Source organism: Fuscibacter oryzae, assembly GCF_016765795.1.
Classification (GTDB): domain Bacteria; phylum Pseudomonadota; class Alphaproteobacteria; order Rhodobacterales; family Rhodobacteraceae; genus Fuscibacter; species Fuscibacter oryzae.
The window spans coordinates 66,215-84,366 of sequence record NZ_JAESVP010000008.1 but is presented as its reverse complement, the minus strand read 5'-3'; the positions used below and the strand labels follow the sequence as shown (position 1 = coordinate 84,366).

The following is an 18,152-nucleotide window of genomic DNA, read 5'->3' as shown; positions in this document are numbered from 1 at the left end:
TTGAATGCCGGGTTTTCAACAGATGTTGAAAATCTTGTTCGGGTTGAAGCCTTAGCCCCGGTCTTTTGACCGGGGCCTTTGCCTTGGCGATCAATCGCCGCGGCGGGTGTTGGGGCGGGACCAGATGAGCGAGTGGCCCTCGCCGTCCTCGTCATCGAAGAGGTTGGCGTAGATCGGGGCGGCAAAGCTCGGATCGTCCAACTTCAGGCCCAGGTATTCGCGGCCCTCGTTCGATTTCTTCGTCCAAGCGGCGCCGATCTCGGCGCGGCCGACCAGGATTCGGTGGCTGGGCGCGTTCTCGCCCGAGGCCCGCAAGTCGGGGACGAGGCGCACACCCTTGGCCTGCAGGCTGAGGGTGAAGATTTCGCCGGTGTATTCGGTGCCGGTCTTCTTGAAGGTGCCGATGGTCGCCATGTTCTTTCTCCGTTTTGCTGTTTCGGGCCCGCGTCCTTGCGGCCTCGATGGCGATCGACAGCCCGGAGGCGACCGCTGGCGCACCCCCCGTATCCCGGGGTCCCCGGCACGCTTGAATGCTGGGGTGGGTCGGGGGGCTGGACAGCACAGGAGGAACTTTCTTGCTTCGCGAGGAATGACGGTGCCCGCACCGACAGGGGAAGAAAGTTGTGACGACGCTGTTGCGCCGAAGCGGTCGAGGCGAAGACGTCCTTCGGGCAGATCAGCCCATCACCAGAGGCCGTCCAAACGCGGGCTGGGACAGACAATCCACGGAGATCAAGGCGACCCTGAAGGCCCGTCAGGAGAGACAGGACAGGCACCACCAGCGTAGAAACCACCTCTGGCAGACAGTCAGGCCAAGCTGCGCATCCCCCCTGCCCTGTTGCCTCGCGGCTTCCACCGCTCCACTTGGTTCAGGTCTGTCAGCGTGATGGCAGGTAGAGGACGATTTTCGAACGAGGGTAGCCACTGTGCCCAGATGCTGGTCGATGCAAGCAGAGACTCCCCTCCAACCGGCGCAACTCGATGATGATCTGACGGTGAGGCCAATGCCCTTATTCCCCGCCCCAATTCCAGTGGCTTCAATGATCGCGCGGCAATAGGACTGTAGAGACGCGATGACAGTGACCGGCACTCCCATGATCAAGGTTGCAAACGCCTTTGCCGCCTCGTTGCCAATAGTGAAGCAAGGCTAATGCTTAGCGTGATTCCAATTAACTAGATTGAACGGTTTCTCACCCCTAGCCTGCATACATGCCCTTGAGCTGGGGCTGCAACTCGGCCCGCCAGGCTGGTGCTGACCAGTGGCTTGCGGGTCGGCAACAACAGGGGAAACACGTATGAAGAAGATTTCATTGACGCTTGCCCTCTCGCTTATGGCCGCAGTTCCGGCCTCGGCAGAGGTGCTTGAAGACGTACTGGCGCGCGGCACGCTGAACTGCGGGACCGACAATACCGCACCGGGTTTCGGCTATCTGAACACCAAGAGTGGGAAGATGGAGGGGCTGGACGTCGATTTCTGCCGCGCCGTCGCGGCTGCCGTTCTGGGAGATGCCAACAAGGTCAACTACGTTACCGTGACCGACAAGAGCCGCTTCACCGCGGTGCAAACCGGCCAGGTTGATGTTGTCTTTGCCCACACGACTGTGAAGCCGGGCCGCGAGTCCGCTATCACGGTCGACTTCCTCCCGATCATGTTCTGGGACGGGACCGGCGCAATGGTGAAAACCGCGTCGGGCGTCAAGAGCATCAACGACCTCGAAGGCGCCAATCTCTGCACGACGCAGGGCTCATCGACCGAAGCCGCGATCGCCAACATCCTGACAGCCAAGGGATGGAAGAACCAAGTCCTGACCTACGAGAACCTCGAAAAGCTTTATGGTGCGCTGGACAGCGGCCGCTGCGACGCGATGTTCACTGATAAGTCGGCGCTCGCGGCCTGGCGCGGCAATTCCGCCAAACCCGATGATCTGACCATTCTTCCGGAGATCATCGAGAAATCGCCCTTCGCGGGCTTCGTCGCGGCCAATGACAGCCGTTGGCGCAATGCGCTGCGCTGGATCACCTATGGCCTGATCCAGGCAGAGGAATCGGGCATCACCTCGGCCAATGTCGAAGAGACCAAGGGCTCGGCCGATCCGGCGATCCGGAAGTTCCTGGGCGTGGAAGGCACCTTTGGCGCTGACTTCGGCATCCCGGCGGACTTCATGGCGCAGGCCGTTGCCCAAGTCGGCAACTACGGCGAGATGTATGATCGCAACCTCGGCCCGACCACGACCATTGCCATCGACCGCAAGGGCACGTTGAACGCGCTGTGGACCGAAGGCGGCACGATGATTTCGCCGCTCTGGAACTGATCATGACCTTGGGGCGCGGAGATGTTTCCGCGCCCTTTTCATTGCCGCCGGGTGCCGCCGCAAATGTCACGGTCCCCCCGGCCCTGCGAGGCCAGATGTCTGCATTCACCCCCTACAATCTGCGCCGCCTGAAGCGGGCCGCTTCTCAGATCGTCGTTCTTGGCATTGCGCTTGCGCTGCTGGCCCTGCTTGGAAACAGCGTAAGGCAGGGTTTTGCCGCCCGAGGCGTCGATTTCAGTTTCGATTTCCTGCAGGCCCCGGCGGGGTTCGAGATATCCGAGGGCGTGACCCTGACCGCAGATGGGTTGACGGCCTATGCGTCGTCGATGACCAATTTGCAGGCATTAGGCGCCGGCCTAGCCAATACCGTCAAGGTGGCACTTGTGGCCATCGTGCTGTCCACGATTGTGGGCGTCGCCATGGGTGTATGCCGGTTGTCGACGAATTGGCTGGTGCGTGCCCTGGCCTTTGGTCTGACCGAGTTTCTGCGGAATACGCCGCTGCTGATCCAGTTGACCTTCTGGTATGTGGCCGTCGTGCTGCAACTGCCCGGCATCAAAGAGGCCCCGCAGGTTCTGGGCGCAATCATCAGCCAGCAGGGGCTTTGGCTGCCCAAGCCTACGGTAACAGGTGGCACTGGCCTTCTGATTGCGGCCATGGCCTTAATACCGCTTGGCCTCTTGCCCATCAAAGCCGCCGAGGGGCGCAGGCGGGGCCTTGGGGTCGCGGTGGGTGTCATCCTTGGTCTGGCCTTTCTTCTTGGCTTGCGGCTGGGGGTCGATCTGCCAGAGGCGGGACGGTTCCGGGCCTCGGGCGGAATGGCTGTCAGCCCGGAATATGCCGCACTTCTTATCGCCATCACCGTCAACAGCGCCGCCTATATCAGTGAGATCGTGCGCGGGGCGATCGAGGCCTTGCCCCGCGGACAATGGGAGGCGGCGGATGCCATCGGCCTCTCGCGGCGGCATGTCCTGGGCGATGTCGTTCTGCCACAGGTGTTCCGGGTGGTGATGCCGTCCTTCGGCAACCAATACATCAGCCTGGCCAAGAACACCTCGCTGGGCATTGCCATCGGCTATCCCGATCTTTTCAATGTCTACGGCACCGTGTCGAACCAGACCGGTCGCAGTCTGGAAGGCGTACTCCTGGCGATGGGCATTTACCTTGGTCTTAGCTGGCTGATCAGCCTTGCCGTCAACCTCGTCAACCGCCGTATGAAAATCCCGGGAGCGCGCTGATGACCACTTTTGCAAAATCCCTGCGCTGGCTGCATGTGAACCTTTTCGCAAAGCCCTTCGATACGGGGCTGACCCTGATCGTGCTGCCGCTTCTGGCTTGGGTGCTTTGGGGATTTCTGGATTGGGCGATCATGCTGGCGGATTGGTCGGTGGTTCTGTCCAGCATCAAAGTGCTGATGACGGGCCTGTTCCCGGTTGAAAAGCTGTGGCTGGTCTGGATCGCGCTATGCCTGATTGCCGGGCTGACCGGGCTTGCCAGTTCCACCACCATGCCCTTTGGCCGAAATGCCCTGCTTGCGGCGCTTGCCCTTGTTGCCCTGTCGCTGATTGCTGCGGCGTGGTTCGACACAATCTCTGCCCAGACCGCGCTGGTCGTCGCCAGCTTTTTCGCCGTCTGGGCAGCGGGAAGCCGCAGTGAAACCCTGCGCGCAAACCTGACAGGCATTGCGTTTGGCGTCTTGATCACGGTGCTTCTAGTTCTGTCACCCGCCGGGCCTTCGACCTGGGGCGGGTTGTTGCTGTCTATCGTGCTGACCCTGACCGCGGCGCTTCTGACCATCCCGCTGGGCGTGCTTCTGGCCTTTGGGCGGCAAAGCCGGATCGCCAGCCTGCGCGCGCTTTGCACGGGATACATCGAGGTCATGCGCTCGGTGCCGTTGATCCTTGTGGTCTATTGCATCTGGGTCGCTTTCCCGCTGGTCGCACCGCAGTTCCCGCTGCCGGATGTGGTCCGGGGTCTGATCGGCTTCACGCTGTTCTACTCGGCCTATGCGGCGGAATTCATCCGTTCGGGTCTGCAATCCGTCGCCAAGGGGCAAACCGAAGCGGCTGAATCGCTGGGACTGTCGGACATGGACACCAAGCGCATTGTCATCCTGCCGCAGGCGCTTCGCGTGGCCGTGCCGGGGTTGGTTGGCAACATCCTTGATATCTTCAACTACGCGCCCCTGGTCTTCATCATCGGCCTGACCGACTTCCTGCGTGCGGGCCAGATGATCCTTGCCAACCCGGAAAACAGCGGGCGCACCTACGAAATCTACGTCTTCCTGTTCCTCGTCTATTTTGCAGTCGGAAGCGTCATCACGTTTCAGGCCCGACGGCTGGAACGCAAACTTGCCCAAGGAGCCCGCAAATGACCGAAAGCCAAGGCCAAGCCATCGTCCGTATCAAGGACCTGAACAAGTTCTACGGCAGCTTTCACGTCCTGAAAGACGTCGATCTTGAGGTCGCACGGGGCGAGGTTCTGGTGGTCGTCGGGGCCTCTGGCTCTGGCAAATCCACCCTGATCCGCTGCGTGAACGGGCTGGAGGAATACCAGTCCGGCAATCTGGAGGTGGACGGCTTCCGGATGCCCCGCGCCGAGGAGCGTGAGTTCGGCGAGGTAAAGGGCCTGCGCGACATCCGCCGCGGCGTCGGCATGGTGTTCCAGCAGTTCAACCTGTTTCCCCACCTGTCGGTTCTGCACAACGTCACCCTTGGCCCGATCCGCGTGCGCGGCAAATCCCGCGACGAGGCCGAGGCGCAGGCGATGCAGCTTCTGGACCGCGTGGGCCTGCGCGATCAGGCCTTGAAATACCCCGGCGCCCTTTCCGGCGGCCAGCAACAGCGTGTCGCCATCGCGCGGTCTCTGGCGATGGAGCCGCATCTGATGCTGTTCGATGAGCCGACCTCGGCCCTTGATCCCGAAATGGTGGGCGAGGTGCTGGACGTCATGCGCGAACTGGCGCGCGAGGGCATGACCATGATGATCGTCACCCATGAAATGGGGTTCGCCCGCGAGGTCAGTGACCGGGTGATCTATGTTGATCAGGGGCGAATCACCGAAACCAGCAAACCGGACGCGTTCTTTGACAACCCGCAGAACGAACGCACCCGCGCCTTCTTGTCCCGCGTGTTGAAGCACTAGGCGCGCGCCTGCTCTTTGACCTTGGCAAGAAAGGCCTGAAGCGCGGGGCTGCGTTTTTCGCCCTTGCGAAAGGCGATGGAAATCTTGCGGCGGATCTCGGGTTTCAGCCGGCAGACCCAGACATCTTCAAGGTCATGGCTGGCGCGCAGGCCCGGCAGGATCGCAATGGCGCAGCCCTCGCGGATCAGCGCCACGGTCACCTCGAACCCGTTGCAACGCGCCATGATGCGGGGCGTAAAGCCCGAGGTCTGGCAGGCCTGCGTCAACATGCGGGTATAGTTCGATGAGGCGGTGTCGATCACCCAAGCCTCGTCGCGCAAATCCTCCAGCGTGGCAGAGGGGCTTTCGGCAAGCAGGTGGTCAAGGCTGACCATGACGTTAAAGACGTCCTCCATCAGCGGCATCGTCTCGATATTGGCATCCAGCGCGCCGGGCGGCACGTTCAGATCGTCGATCAGCGCCACATCGGTCTGCCAACTGCGCAAGGCTGCCAGGGCCTGCTCTGGCTCCATCTCGTCGAACTGGATGGAAAGCTGCGGATGCGCCTGCATCAACGCGCGGATCGTGCCCGGAATGACGGCGGCCGCGACGGAAGGGAAGGCCGCGACCCGCAGATCGCCCGCGATGATCTGTTTCAGCTCGGCAATGTCGGCGCGGGCGGATTCGATTTCCGCAAAGATGCGTTCAGCCCGATGCACAAGGTTGTGGCCGGCAAGCGTCAGTTCAACACCCCGCCCGCGACGTTCGATCAGCTTGATGCCAACCTCTTGCTCCAGAAGTGAAATCTGTTGCGAGACCGCTGAAGGAGAAACAAGCAGCGCCTCAGAGACAGCCGCCATGGTCTTGCGCACCGCCAGTTCCCGCAAGGCGCGCAATCTGCCCAGATCCATTCTGACCTCCCTTTGCCATTCATGAATTCATTAGCCGATCAGAACGTATATGCCAACATTACTCACTTTTTCTGAACCGTCTGCCTGTTTTAGGGTGACCTCATCACCCCCATCGGGAACCGGGAGACATCCATGACGACCGCTTTTTTCAGAACCCATCTCGCCACACGCGACCCGCTGATCTTTGACGCTCTCGAAGCGGAAAAGAAGCGTCAGCAAGGGCAGATCGAACTCATTGCTTCCGAGAATTCGGTAAGCTTTGCTTCGCTGGACGCCCTGGGGTCGGTCATCACCAACAAGACGGTCGAAGGCTATCCGGGCAATCGCTTTCACGGCGGGGCCGACTTTGCCGATGTGGTCGAGCAGGCCGCCATTGACCGTGCCAAAGCTCTTTTCGGTGTGAGCTATGCCAATGTGCAGCCGCATTCCGGCACGCAAGCCAATCAGGCGGTGTTCTTTGCGCTGCTGCAACCCGGCGACACCGTTCTCAGCCTTGATCTTGCCTCGGGCGGTCACCTCAGCCACGGCGCGAAACCCAACCAGTCGGGCCGCTGGTTCAAGATCATCCCCTATGGTGTCCACCGCGACACTGGCCGGATCGACTATGACGCGGCGGAGGCTTTGGCGATCGAACACCAGCCAAAGCTGCTGATCGCGGGCGGCTCCTCCTATCCGCGCGAGATCGACTTTGCCCGGATGCGCCAGATTGCCGACAAGGTGGGGGCGATCTTTTTGGTCGACATGGCGCATTTCGCGGGGCTGGTGGCGGGTGGCGTGCATCCTTCGCCCGTGCCTTTCGCCGATATCGTGACCTGCACCACAACTAAGACTCTGCGCGGCGCCCGTGGCGGTTTGATCCTGTCGAACCGCGAGGATCTGGTGAAGAAACTGCAAGCCGCCGTTTTCCCAGGCGTGCAGGGCAGCGCGCATCTTGCCACCATCGCAGGCAAGGCCGTGGCGTTGGGTGAGGCGCTGACGGATGAGTTCAAGGTCTATGCTGCGAACGTCAAGGCGAACGCCCATCTTCTGGCCGAAACGCTGATGGCGCGCGGTGTGGCCATCGTGTCCGGCGGCACGGATACCCATGTCGTTCTGGTCGATGTCTCGTCCAAGGGCCTGAGCGGACAGCAGGCGCAGGATCTGCTTTACAAGGTCGACATCACCTCGAACAAGAACCCGATCCCCTTTGACAGCGCCAAGCCGTCGGAGTGGAAAGGGCTGCGGCTTGGATCGTCGGCGGGCACCACGCGCGGCTTTGGCGCGGCCGAGTTTGCCGCCATCGGCACCATGATCGCCGATCTGTTCGATGCGGCCCAAGCAGGCGAGACTGCCGAGGTCGAGGCCCGCATCAAGGCCGAGGTCGCGGCGCTCTGTGCCCGCTTCCCGATCTATGCGTGACCCCACACCCGGCAGGGAGGGCTCGCCTTCCCTGCCGATCCTTCTTCTGATTGACGGATGATCCCGATGCGCGTTCAGCTTCCCGACACCCCGGCCCGAGCCGATCTTCTGGCCGCCCGGCCTACACTTTGGCTGAATCCGGACCTGCGTTCGGGCGGTATCGCCGATCCGGACCTGCCGGTGCGCCCTGAACAGGTGGCAGAGGCCAGCGCCAACTGGCAACACCTCGCGCCGCTGCTTCAGGCCGTCTTTCCCGAACTTCGCGCCACTGGGGGCCATATCCGCTCTGACTTGATCGAGGCTACCGCATTGCGCCCTGCACTGGGATATGGTGGTTTCGAATTCGGGCGCATCTTCGTCAAGGCCGACAATGCCCTGCCCGTCGCAGGCTCGATCAAGGCGCGCGGCGGGGTTTATGAGGTCTTCATGTTCGCCCAGGACCTGGCCCGCCGAAACGGCCTGCTGTCGCCCACCGACGACATCACCAAACTCGCAGGACCCGAGGCGCGGGCGCTTTTCGCCCGCCACATGATTGCGGTTGGCAGCACCGGCAATCTGGGCCTAAGCGTCGGGATCGCCGCGCGGGCCCTGGGTTTCCGGGCCGCTGTTCACATGTCGCTTGATGCCAAGCCGTGGAAAGTTGAACGGCTGCGCAAGCTGGGCGTCGAGGTGGTCTTGCACGAGGCAGACTACACCACCGCTGTCGAAAAAGCCCGTGACGAGGCCGAAAGCGATCCGCTGATCTACTTTGTCGACGACGAACGCTCGCAGACCTTGTTCTTCGGTTACAGCGCCGCCGCCGCCGAACTGGCGACTCAGTTGCAGGCGTCGGGGGTGACGGTCGATGTCGACCATCCTTTGTTTGTTTATCTTCCTTGCGGGATAGGCGGGGCGCCAGGCGGCGTGGCTTACGGGTTGAAGGCGATCTTCGGCGATGCCGTCCACGCCTTCTTCGTCGAGCCGGTCCAGTCCCCCTGCGCCATAGTTCACATGATGAGCGGCCAGCGCGATCTTGTTTCGGTCTATGATGTCGGCCTGACCAACCGGACCGAGGCCGATGGCATGGCGGTGGCCCGAATGTCGGCCTTCGTGGCCGAGGTCATGCGGCCAATGCTGTCGGGCGTCTTTACGGTGGCCGACGACGATCTCTTTCGCTGGCTGGAAAAGGCAAACCGCCTTCAGGGCATCATGCTGGAGCCTTCGGCCACGGCCAGTTTCGCCGGGCCTGATTTCATTGTCCAGTCGCCCGAAGGCCAGCGCTACCTTCGGGAACGGGACCTGACCGACAAGGTCGGATACGCGACCCACATTCTCTGGGCCACGGGCGGGTCTTTCGTGCCTGCCGACCAGTTCCACGACTTCCTGCGCCGGGGCGCCGCCCTGAACACCTGACCCATCCAAGGAGAGACGCATGGACAAATCCCGTGCGGCGCTGATCGACGGCAAGGCCTTCGCGGCCGGGCTGGTGCAGCGCCTTGCCGCCCGTATCGAGACTCTGAAATCCACCACAGGCCGGGTGCCGGGGCTGGCCGTCGTGCTGATTGGCGACGACCCGGCCAGTCAGGTCTATGTGAACGCCAAGAATCGCCAGACCACCGCTGCCGGGATGCAGTCCTTCGTCCATCGCTTGCCGGCCGACACATCATCCGACGCCTTGCTGGCGCTTGTGGATGCGCTAAATCTTGATCCGCACGTCAACGGCATCCTCGTGCAGCTTCCTCTGCCCGCGCATCTCGACGCCGCAGCGGTCATCAATGCGATCGCACCCGCCAAGGATGTCGACGGCTTTCACATCTCGAATGCGGGCCTGCTGGCGACGGGACAAAAGGCACTTGTGCCTTGCACCCCCCTCGGGTGCCTGATGCTTCTGAAGGACCGGTTGGTCGATCTGAGCGGGCTTAATGCCCTAGTCATCGGCAAATCAAACATCGTGGGCAAGCCCATGGCACAGCTTCTGATGGCAGAAAACTGCACCGTCACGGTCGCGCATTCGAAGACCCGGAACCTGCCCGCGCTTTGCCGCGCTGCCGATATCGTCGTGGTCGCCGCCGGTCGCCCGGAACTGGTGCGTGGCGACTGGATCAGCCCCGGAGCCACAGTGATCGATGTCGGCATCAATCGCGTCGAGCGTGACGGAAAAAGCCGGTTGGTCGGGGATGTGGCCTTTGCCGAGGCGTCCCATGCCGGCGCGATCACGCCGGTGCCGGGCGGAGTTGGCCCCATGACCATCGCCTGCCTTCTGTCAAACACCCTCACCGCCTTTGCCCGCCAACATGGCCTGGCGGATGCCTGAGCCAAAGGAACACCAGATGACACAAAGCCCAAACCGCTTCGCCCTCAGGGTCACGTGCCCTTCGGTCCGTGGCGTGACAGCCGAGATTGCAACCTTCCTCTCGGCCCATGGCTGCAACATCCAGGACAGCGCCCAATTCGATGACGAGACCACGGGACGCTACTTTATGCGCGTCAGCTTTCGGTCCGACGAAGGGATGGGCCTAGCGGAGTTGCGGTCCGCCTTTGTGCCCCTGGCCGAGAAATACCAGATGCAGCAGGAGATGTTCGACGAGGGCACCAAGCGCAAGGTCGTGCTGATGGTCAGCCGCTTCGGCCATTGCCTGAACGACCTGCTTTACCGTTGGAAGATAGGGGCCTTGCCCATTGACGTCGTGGCCGTGATCTCCAACCACATGGAGTATCAGAAGGTCGTGGTAAACCACGACATCCCGTTTCACTGCATCAAGGTCACCAAGGAAAACAAGGCGCAGGCCGAGGCCGAGCAGATGCGCATCCTTCGCGAAACCGGGGCCGAACTTGTCGTGCTCGCGCGCTATATGCAGGTGCTGTCAGATGAGATGTGTCGCGTCATGTCGGGTCGGATCATCAACATCCACCATTCCTTTCTGCCGTCCTTCAAAGGTGCGAACCCCTACAAACAGGCCTATGAGCGCGGCGTGAAACTGATCGGCGCGACGTCGCATTATGTGACAGCCGATCTTGATGAAGGCCCGATCATCGAACAGGACACCGTCCGGGTCACGCATGCCCAATCGCCTGACGACTATGTGAGCCTTGGTCGAGACGTTGAAGCGAACGTGCTGGCGAGAGCCATCCACGCCCATATTCACGGCCGGGTCTTCTTGAACGGCGGAAAGACAGTCGTGTTTCCGGCTTCGCCCGGCTCCTTCGCGTCCGAAAGGATGGGGTGAGCCTCCTCGCTTAGGAATTCGCCGTCGGCCCCGGTCTTTCGACCGGGGCCTTTGCCTAGGCGATCAGTCGCCGCGGCGGGTGTTGGGGCGGGACCAGATGAGGCTTGAGCCCTCGCCGTCTTCGTCATCGAAGAGGTTGGCGTAGATCGGGGCGGCAAAGCTCGGATCGTCCAGCTTCAGGGCCCAGGTATTCGCGGCCCTCGTTCGATTTCTTCGTCCAGGCGGCGCCGATCTCGGCGCGGCCGACCAGAACCCGGTGGCTGGGCGCGTTCTCGCCCGAGGCGCGCAGGTCGGGGACGAGGCGCACACCCTTGGCCTGCAGGCTGAGGGTGAAGATTTCGCCGGTGTATTCGGTGCCGGTCTTCTTGAAGGTGCCGATGGTCGCAATGTTCTTTCTCCGTTTTGCTCTGTTTCGGGCCCGCGTCCTTGCCGCCTCGATGGCGATCAACAGCCCGGAGGCGACCGGTGGCGCACCCCGTTCACGGGGGCCGGACAGCACAGGAGGAACTTTCTTGCCCCGCGAGGAATGGCGGCTCTGCCGGCAGGGGATGAAAGTTGTGACGACGCTGTTGCGCCGAAGCGGTCGAGGCGAAGACGTCCTTCGGGCAAATCAGCCCATCACCAGAGGCCGCCCAAACGCGGACTGGTACAGTCAATCCACGGAGATCAAGGCGACCCTGAAGGCCCGTCAAGAGAGACAGGTCTGGGACCACAGGCGATGAAACCACCGCTGGAGGCCACAGGCCAGCTTGCGCCTCCCCCTGCCCTGTTGCCTCGCGGAAACCGCCGCTCCACTTGGTTCAGGCCGGACAGCGTGATGGCAGGTAAAGGACGAGATTCGAACCAGCTGCGGCCGGGCCAAAATGCTGGTCGAACCAGGCTTAGACGCCATCCCAACCCGCGCAACTCGACAATGATCTGACGGTGAGGCCTTAGCCCTCGCGCCCCGCCCCACTTCCTGCCGGCACAATGATCGCTTGGCAAAGACCCGTCGAAACCTGGGGCCATAGTCGCATCACCCCCGCTTGAACAAAGCACGAACAGGCGATATGCTTGTTCAGCATGTTGTGACGTGAGGTTCTGATGACGCCATATCGTGATTGGGACAAGGATTCTGGCATCCGGGCCTACAAGCTTGGCTCCACGCATATGGATGTCGCGTTCAAGGATGGGGCAGTTTACCGATACACCTCTGTATCGGCAGGGCAGGCCAATATCGACCGCATGATTGTGCTGGCGCGCGCGGGAGATGGGCTGAACGAATTCATCAACCGAGCCGTGAAAAAGCGCTATTCCGAGCGGCTTGCCTGAACACACCGCCTCTCAATCCGCCCGCATAAAAAAACGGGGCGACCGAAGCCGCCCCGTTCAAGGTCATTCAGCAGCGATCAGGTGCTGGCGCTCATCTTCGTCGTCGGAAGCAACCTCTTCGTCTTCGGTCAGGAAGGCGGGAAGTTCGACGGCAGCATCCTCAGCCACGGTGTCCTTGCCACCGTCCAGGTCGTCCATCCGCAACGGCTCAGGCAGCCAACCGGAACCGTCGAGGAGCCGCTCAGCCTCGCGTGCCATGTCGCCCTTCTTCAGGTGCGCGATCAGTTCGACGGCTTGGGCCCCGGCACCTTCGCGCACGGCCTCCAGGATGCGGCTCTTGGTGACGCGGCCGAGGTAGTTGGCCACCGTCGGCTTCCAGCCTGCCTCAACCAGATCAAGCTGGGTCGTGCGAGCAAGACGATCCGCCTCACGCAGCCGACGGTCGAGGCCGTGTTGGCTGATCCCCATGCCGCTGTAGGGGTTCGGACGCTCATAGAGCGCGTTTACCCCGAAGCTAAGGCAATGGGCCAGAAGCGCCTGACGGCTGGCCTCGTCCAGTGCGTGGAGCCAGTCCCAGAGGAAATCATCCCCCTGCCCCAGCGGCATGTCTGCCTTCCAACCTGCGTGCCGCGTGTCGATGTTCTGCGCCGGGAAGCTGTCCGCCAGATCGGCAGCCTGCACGGGCAGGTGGATATCCCGCACCGTGGCTTCGAGCGCCGAACCGGAGGCGCGGGAGACGAAGCAGTCAGTCGCCAGCTTGTGCAAGAGCGCTGTCATCGCGATGCGCGGGTTATTTGACACCGCATCCCGCAGCGCCAGCGTGCGATGCGCCGTCAGTTCGATGACGAGCCGTTCGGGCAGCGGCTTGATCGCATCACCCTCGTCCTCGTCATCCTCCTGCCCCCGGTTCTCGCCCGCCATGTTGATCACCGCTGTGCGGTTGTCGCTGCGGTCGCCCTCGGCCGGTGCATCACCGCCCATGGCCTCGCTGGACGGATCACCCTTGGGCGCAGCCCGCTGTTCATCCTCCGGCCGGACAAAGCCACGCTCGACCAGCAGGCTGCCATCGCTGTCGATGCTGACGAAGGCCCCTGCCCTGCCGAGATCAACGGGATCGAAAGCCATCGGGCGGCTGTCGAAGGCACCGAGCACGCGTTCGATCTCACCAAGCCGCTGATCGACGTCCTCGGGCAGGTCGTCGGCCTCGGCATATTCGGCCTCCAGCCGGTCGTATTCGTCGCGCAGCGCCTCCCGCGTGGCCCGCTCCTCTTCGGTCAGATCGACCGTGGTGCCCATAAGCGCGCGCAGCCCCATGGTGTGACCATAGGGGAAGCCCACCGCGACCTCGATCCACTTCCAGCCCTCTGCGGCGATGGCCTCAGCCTCCACCTTCAGCTTTTCGCCCACCAACTGCTCCAGCAGCACGGGGTCCTGCAACCAGCCCCCGTCATCTTGCTGGAAAAGGTCGCGGAGGACATAGCCACCGGCCGCTTCATAGGCCTCAAGCCCGAGGAACCGCGCGCGCTTGTCGGAGGCCCGCACGGCGGTTTCCGTCAGCATGCGGCGGATCTGATAGGGTTCCTTCGACCAGGAGTTCTTGACCGCCTCCCAGACCTGCGCCTGCCGTGCATGATCGCCCGAGATGGTGAAGGCCATCAGTTGTTCCAGGGTCATGGCGTCTTCGGCGTAGACGTCCAAGAGCGCGGGCGCGACCGCTACGAGGCGCAGGCGCTGCTTGACCACCTTCACATCGACGAAGAAGGCCGCCGCGATGGATTCCTCGGTCATGCCCTTCTCGCGCATAGCCTGGAAGGCGCGGAATTGGTCAAGAGGGTGTAGCGGGGCGCGCTCGATGTTCTCGGCCAGCGAGACCTCGTCGATCAGGACGGAATCATCGGCCGCGCTGACGATGCAAGGCACCGGTGCCGATTTCGCCAGGCGCTTCTGCTTCACCAGCAGTTCCAACGCCCGGTAGCGGCGGCCACCGGCCGGAACTTCGAACTTGCCGGTCTCCGCCCCATCTTCGCCGATCACCGGGCGAACGTGCAGGCTCTGGATCAGGCCCCGGCGGGCGATGGATTCGGCCAGTTCATCGACAGAGATCCCAGCCTTCACACGCCGGACGTTGGACTGGCTCAGGACCAGATTGTGGAAGGGAATATCCCGCGACGAGGCGAGAGTGATTTTCTGCATGGTGGTCATCGGACCGAACTCCCGACAGGCGCCGAGAGCCTCTCTCTCGACTTCCAACCTGTCGAAAACCCCCTGCCCTTCTCTTCCTCTGATCCTAACGGCGTGCCTGACCAAGTTGCGGCCGAAAGGCTGGCCCGTCGCCCACAGATGCAAACCAGAGGCCCAGAATTCAGCCATCCGCCACCTCGACCGTATCAAAACGACCGCAGGCCTCGAGGAGCTCCTCCCCAGACAGGGTTCTGGCCCGCCGGATCAGTGCTGTGCGCAGCATTTCAGCAGTCACATCGGCGGCGTCCTGCTGTCTTGAGGCAAGCTCGAACGCAAAATCAAACGCATGGCTGAACATCAGATATCGCCCCGACCGCGCAAGCTGACTTCACGACCGGCTCCGACAATGATGTGGTCATGCAGTGCAAGACCAAGCACTTCGCAGGCCTTCTGCACCTCTTTCGTCATGGCGATGTCGGCCTCCGACGGCTCGGGATCGCCCGACGGGTGGTTATGGACCAGGACCAATGCCGAAGCGTTTAGGTCCAAGGCGCGTCGAACGACTTCACGCGGATAGACGGGGACGTGATCAACCGTGCCGACGCCAAGCCGCTCATCAGAAATCAGCCGGTTCTTGCGGTCGAGATAGAGGACGTGGAACCGCTCGACCTCGCCACGCACCGACAGGGCGCAATAATCAATCACCGCCTGCCAGGACGTCAGGACGGGGTTGCGGCTGATGTGACGGGACAGGATTTCGCGTGCAGCGAAAACGGTGGCCTGCTCCTGCGCGGTCAGCTCAATGCCGCCAGAGCGCCGCGAGGCGAAAGGCGCGGCCTTTTCAGAAAATCGGGACATTTGGGTCTCATGAGTTGAACCGACCAACTCCCCCGAAAGGCAGCAGCGCGCTGCGCGGGCGGAGTTGGCCGGGATGAGGAAAGGGGAAGAAGCTTGTGCGAGCAGAGGGCCGCCAGGCCCCCTGCTCTGCCGCAGACGTCAGCTGACCCGGTCGAGGAGCTTCTTGGCGCGCCCTTCCATGTCGAGCCGCGCATCCTGCTGGGTCTTGTCGCGGGCGAGCCGCGTGATGCCCTGCACGAAGTCGAAGATGCTCTCGGGCGGGCGGCCTTCTTCCAGCAGCACCTTTTCGATGATCTTGCCCGACTCCGCCTTCGAGAAGCCGCGTTTCCGCAGGAAGTCATCCCGGTCCTCATCCGTGCGCGCCACTATCTGCTGCCGCGCCGCCTTGATGCCGTTCACGAAACCCTGCGGCGAGGAATTGGCAAAGCGCTCGAGAGCGGGCGTTGCCTCATGGGCGAAACGGAACGCCGCATTCTTCGAGTGACGGATGCTGATCTCCTGGAAATCCTCAACGCCCCAGAGATTGCGGTTCTGGCACACGGCGCGCAGGTAGAAGCTGGCGATGCCAAGGGTTTTCGCGCCAACTTCGGAATTCCAGCAATAGAATCCGCGAAAGTAGAGGTCCGGCGAACCATCAACCAGTCGGCCCGCCTCAATCGGGTTGTGGTCATCGACGAGGAACAGAAAGACATCCCGGTCCGACGCATAGAGCGTGGTCGTATCGCGGCTGATCTCGACATCTGGGTTGTAAACCCCGGTTGACCAGTCGAGGACGCCCGGCACCTTCCAGCGGGTGTCGCCGGTGCCATTGCCCGCGATGCGTTGCACCGCCTCGACGAGTTCATGGTCATGGATCCGACCGTAGTCGGGGCCGGTCACGGCGCGCAGTTCCGTGCGGCCATCCTCGGTCTCGAACGTTTTCACCTGCTCAGCGCGGTGGTTGCTCAGACCGTACTGCAGGTTGATGCCCGCCAGCGGCGCAGGCAACTGCCGCAGATAGGAGGCTGGCGCGCCGACGATGCTGGCAAGTTGGCCGAAGGCCCAATGCGTCGGCGCCACCGGCTCCTGCGCCTTCGGCAGGATCAGGTGCATCCGTTCGGCATTGTCGCGCGAGGCCTCGACACGAATATCCGCCGTGGCTACGACGCGGGAACGGCTCCGTTCTGACCGTCCCTTTACCGAGGACCAGAGATCGTCGAGCGAGAGGTAGCGCTCGTCGTCCGGCCGGTTGAACCATTCGGACGACACCCGCCCGTTCCGCTCCCCCCGACTTGCATCTACCTTCCAGCCACCGGCCCGCACCGGCGCGACCGGATCCAAAACTTCCACAACGCCCATCGACATCCCTCCGCGACAGGCGCCGGGAGCCACTCTCCCGAATCCTCAACCCGTCACCGGAAACTCAGCCAAACTCGGACTCTCTCGGGCGCACGGCGCTCAGTCGGAGGAACATCGCGCCCTCAGCTTATTGGTGTTGACCGTCTCCGGAAAATGGCAGAGGTTGAAGGCGGCCTCAATCGCAGGCCGGTGTGCCCGCCACGCGAAGCTTTGCAGCGTTTTCGACTTCGTAAAGCAGACTTCATGCCATCGGCGGGTCTGATTAGCAGCGGGCACCTAGTCGGATCCAGCTTGGACATGGATCATGACAGACAACGACAAACTTAAGGCATTGAAACTTCTGGCAAAACGCTATGCCAGAGCAACGGGGCAAGCGCAGCACGTGGCGCTCGACTTTGTTGCTACTCGATTGGGCTTTCCTCATTGGAATGCTTTGACGGGCAGCGCCAAAGGGGAGTGGGCCCCGTCCGAAGCGCAGGTCGCCGCTATCAAAGCCATTGTGGACAAGATCCCTTCCTACGAGGGCGCAACTTTCGACCATGTCTTCGGGGGGCCTGATGTCATCACCCGTGGTGAGGTACAGGGGTATTCATACGAGCTGAAAACGATGCTCGGCGATGTCTGCATGAATGGTCACGGCTGGCGTATTCTTCTGCGGGAAAACCCCTTGGCAGCGCCGCAAGTTGAAATCGACCTACCGCACGCCCAGAACAGCCCGATGAATGATCGTGAGCTGCTTGCGGAGGCGGTCGGGATCGCCAAGGAGCTGATGCAGAGCGTCAAGGCGCGACGATTTGCCGATTGGCCACGGCGCGCCACCAAGCCGGATGCAGAGGGGAAAGTCCGTCATCCGTTCCTGGACATGGCGGAGTCAAACCTCTGGTACTGCCTCCACTGCAACACAGAAATCACAGGGCCGCAGATCGCTACGCACCAATGGCACTGCCCCGGCTGCGGTGCATCTCCGCTCAACATCTTCCCAGACGCCTTTTGGCTGAAACCGAACGAGGAAAAACCTGTGCCGGTCCAAACTCGCGCCGAAGGCCAAGAAATCGAGCCCGTCATTTCTATCGTCGATCCGCGGCCAAGACTTGATCTCAACAAGGACAAGGTGACCCATTTGATCAGGACTGCTCTGTTCGAAGATGCCACCAATGCCAGCGAGCGCTTGGGAGCGAGCTTGGCCGAGATCTGGGTTGATGACGATCTCGACGTGGTCGTGTCATTCGAGACGCATTACTGGCCTGAGGACAAGGAACCGAGCACAGCAGTCGAAGTCGCAGCACTGCTCGGGATCGAGATCGAACAAGAAGTCGTTTGGTCAGATCCTCTTTTCGCATGGCCCGGCTTGGGTACCACAACGCAAAGCACCGTCGAGTATACGTGCTTGATGCTCGACGCCTATCGCAGTCACGGCGCCACCGGAGACGAGGACGGAAGCTAGTTGTCGCGCACAGTGGGCGATCAGGCGCATCGAAGTTGTTCGGCACTGGTGGGCGAGCCTTCGTGCCATG

The 18,152-nt window shown here is 62.2% G+C and carries 16 protein-coding genes and 1 pseudogene; 10 read left to right on the top strand and 7 right to left on the bottom strand.

Going from position 1 to position 18,152, the window contains the following annotated elements; all coding sequences use genetic code 11:
- Positions 1-90: 90 nt before the first annotated feature.
- Positions 91-414 carry a DUF736 domain-containing protein gene (locus JI744_RS15315; protein WP_202662006.1) on the bottom strand — a complete coding sequence of 108 codons (324 nt, stop codon included), beginning with the start codon at positions 412-414 and terminating at the stop codon, positions 91-93.
- An 881-nt stretch (positions 415-1,295) separates the two neighbouring features.
- On the opposite strand from JI744_RS15315, the gene JI744_RS15310 reads away from it, so the two are divergent.
- The 4 genes from JI744_RS15310 (at position 1,296) to JI744_RS15295 (ending at position 5,456) form a co-directional block, all read left to right on the top strand.
- On the top strand, positions 1,296-2,312 hold the full coding sequence (locus JI744_RS15310; RefSeq protein ID WP_202662005.1) for a transporter substrate-binding domain-containing protein: 1,017 nt from the start codon (positions 1,296-1,298) through the stop codon (positions 2,310-2,312).
- Between the two features lie 95 nt (positions 2,313-2,407).
- Complete coding sequence (locus JI744_RS15305) at positions 2,408-3,550, top strand: ABC transporter permease subunit (RefSeq protein WP_202662004.1); 1,143 nt, start codon at positions 2,408-2,410, stop codon at positions 3,548-3,550.
- Complete coding sequence (locus tag JI744_RS15300) at positions 3,550-4,686, top strand: amino acid ABC transporter permease (protein ID WP_202662003.1); 1,137 nt, start codon at positions 3,550-3,552, stop codon at positions 4,684-4,686. Before JI744_RS15305 ends, JI744_RS15300 begins: the two co-directional genes overlap by 1 nt.
- A complete protein-coding gene (locus JI744_RS15295) occupies positions 4,683-5,456 on the top strand; it encodes an amino acid ABC transporter ATP-binding protein (RefSeq protein ID WP_236019485.1) in 774 nt (257 codons plus the stop codon). Before JI744_RS15300 ends, JI744_RS15295 begins: the two co-directional genes overlap by 4 nt.
- Here the strand turns inward: JI744_RS15295 and JI744_RS15290 are convergent.
- A complete protein-coding gene (locus JI744_RS15290) occupies positions 5,453-6,346 on the bottom strand; it encodes a LysR family transcriptional regulator (protein ID WP_202662002.1) in 894 nt (297 codons plus the stop codon). The two genes, JI744_RS15295 and JI744_RS15290, sit on opposite strands and share 4 nt — an antisense overlap.
- Positions 6,347-6,478: 132 nt before the next feature.
- On the opposite strand from JI744_RS15290, the gene JI744_RS15285 reads away from it, so the two are divergent.
- The 4 genes from JI744_RS15285 (at position 6,479) to purU (ending at position 10,950) form a co-directional block, all read left to right on the top strand.
- Positions 6,479-7,744 (top strand): serine hydroxymethyltransferase, encoded by a 1,266-nt coding sequence (locus tag JI744_RS15285; protein WP_202662001.1) that lies wholly within the window; start codon positions 6,479-6,481, stop codon positions 7,742-7,744.
- A 66-nt stretch (positions 7,745-7,810) separates the two neighbouring features.
- Positions 7,811-9,136, top strand: a complete 1,326-nt coding sequence (locus tag JI744_RS15280) for a D-serine ammonia-lyase (RefSeq protein ID WP_202662000.1) — start codon at positions 7,811-7,813, stop codon at positions 9,134-9,136.
- Between the two features lie 19 nt (positions 9,137-9,155).
- On the top strand, positions 9,156-10,037 hold the full coding sequence (gene folD / locus JI744_RS15275) for a bifunctional methylenetetrahydrofolate dehydrogenase/methenyltetrahydrofolate cyclohydrolase FolD (RefSeq protein ID WP_202661999.1): 882 nt from the start codon (positions 9,156-9,158) through the stop codon (positions 10,035-10,037).
- Between the two features lie 16 nt (positions 10,038-10,053).
- Positions 10,054-10,950 (top strand): formyltetrahydrofolate deformylase, encoded by an 897-nt coding sequence (purU, locus tag JI744_RS15270; RefSeq protein ID WP_202662086.1) that lies wholly within the window; start codon positions 10,054-10,056, stop codon positions 10,948-10,950.
- Positions 10,951-11,013: 63 nt separating this feature from the next.
- Here the strand turns inward: purU and JI744_RS15265 are convergent.
- A pseudogene (locus JI744_RS15265) lies at positions 11,014-11,338 on the bottom strand (DUF736 domain-containing protein).
- Positions 11,339-12,033: 695 nt separating this feature from the next.
- On the opposite strand from JI744_RS15265, the gene JI744_RS15260 reads away from it, so the two are divergent.
- Entirely contained in the window at positions 12,034-12,261 is a 228-nt protein-coding gene (locus JI744_RS15260; protein ID WP_202661998.1) for a hypothetical protein, read from the top strand.
- 63 nt (positions 12,262-12,324) lie between these two features.
- On the opposite strand, the gene JI744_RS15255 is transcribed toward JI744_RS15260, so the two are convergent.
- The 4 genes from JI744_RS15255 to JI744_RS15240 form a co-directional block, all read right to left on the bottom strand.
- Positions 12,325-14,463, bottom strand: coding sequence for a ParB/RepB/Spo0J family partition protein (locus JI744_RS15255; RefSeq protein WP_202661997.1), 2,139 nt, complete (start codon positions 14,461-14,463; stop codon positions 12,325-12,327).
- Between the two features lie 160 nt (positions 14,464-14,623).
- On the bottom strand, positions 14,624-14,800 hold the full coding sequence (locus JI744_RS15250) for a hypothetical protein (RefSeq protein WP_202661996.1): 177 nt from the start codon (positions 14,798-14,800) through the stop codon (positions 14,624-14,626).
- Complete coding sequence (radC, locus tag JI744_RS15245) at positions 14,800-15,300, bottom strand: RadC family protein (protein ID WP_202661995.1); 501 nt, start codon at positions 15,298-15,300, stop codon at positions 14,800-14,802. Before radC ends, JI744_RS15250 begins: the two co-directional genes overlap by 1 nt.
- 138 nt (positions 15,301-15,438) lie before the next feature.
- Positions 15,439-16,638, bottom strand: coding sequence for a DUF932 domain-containing protein (locus JI744_RS15240; protein ID WP_202661994.1), 1,200 nt, complete (start codon positions 16,636-16,638; stop codon positions 15,439-15,441).
- Positions 16,639-16,942: 304 nt separating this feature from the next.
- Between JI744_RS15240 and JI744_RS15235 the strand changes: the two genes are divergently transcribed.
- The gene (locus JI744_RS15235; RefSeq protein ID WP_236019483.1) at positions 16,943-18,082 is read left to right on the top strand and encodes a hypothetical protein; all 1,140 of its coding nucleotides are present in this window, start codon (positions 16,943-16,945) and stop codon (positions 18,080-18,082) included.
- The last annotated feature ends 70 nt before the right edge of the window (positions 18,083-18,152 follow it).

Coding starts and splice junctions, on each gene's coding strand:
- JI744_RS15315 (WP_202662006.1), bottom strand. CDS start 414: ATGGCGACCATCGGCACCTTCAAGAAGACCGGCACCGAATACACCGGC.
- JI744_RS15310 (WP_202662005.1), top strand. CDS start 1,296: ATGAAGAAGATTTCATTGACGCTTGCCCTCTCGCTTATGGCCGCAGTT.
- JI744_RS15305 (WP_202662004.1), top strand. CDS start 2,408: ATGTCTGCATTCACCCCCTACAATCTGCGCCGCCTGAAGCGGGCCGCT.
- JI744_RS15300 (WP_202662003.1), top strand. CDS start 3,550: ATGACCACTTTTGCAAAATCCCTGCGCTGGCTGCATGTGAACCTTTTC.
- JI744_RS15295 (WP_236019485.1), top strand. CDS start 4,683: ATGACCGAAAGCCAAGGCCAAGCCATCGTCCGTATCAAGGACCTGAAC.
- JI744_RS15290 (WP_202662002.1), bottom strand. CDS start 6,346: ATGGATCTGGGCAGATTGCGCGCCTTGCGGGAACTGGCGGTGCGCAAG.
- JI744_RS15285 (WP_202662001.1), top strand. CDS start 6,479: ATGACGACCGCTTTTTTCAGAACCCATCTCGCCACACGCGACCCGCTG.
- JI744_RS15280 (WP_202662000.1), top strand. CDS start 7,811: ATGCGCGTTCAGCTTCCCGACACCCCGGCCCGAGCCGATCTTCTGGCC.
- folD (WP_202661999.1), top strand. CDS start 9,156: ATGGACAAATCCCGTGCGGCGCTGATCGACGGCAAGGCCTTCGCGGCC.
- purU (WP_202662086.1), top strand. CDS start 10,054: ATGACACAAAGCCCAAACCGCTTCGCCCTCAGGGTCACGTGCCCTTCG.
- JI744_RS15260 (WP_202661998.1), top strand. CDS start 12,034: ATGACGCCATATCGTGATTGGGACAAGGATTCTGGCATCCGGGCCTAC.
- JI744_RS15255 (WP_202661997.1), bottom strand. CDS start 14,463: ATGACCACCATGCAGAAAATCACTCTCGCCTCGTCGCGGGATATTCCC.
- JI744_RS15250 (WP_202661996.1), bottom strand. CDS start 14,800: ATGTTCAGCCATGCGTTTGATTTTGCGTTCGAGCTTGCCTCAAGACAG.
- radC (WP_202661995.1), bottom strand. CDS start 15,300: ATGTCCCGATTTTCTGAAAAGGCCGCGCCTTTCGCCTCGCGGCGCTCT.
- JI744_RS15240 (WP_202661994.1), bottom strand. CDS start 16,638: ATGGGCGTTGTGGAAGTTTTGGATCCGGTCGCGCCGGTGCGGGCCGGT.
- JI744_RS15235 (WP_236019483.1), top strand. CDS start 16,943: ATGACAGACAACGACAAACTTAAGGCATTGAAACTTCTGGCAAAACGC.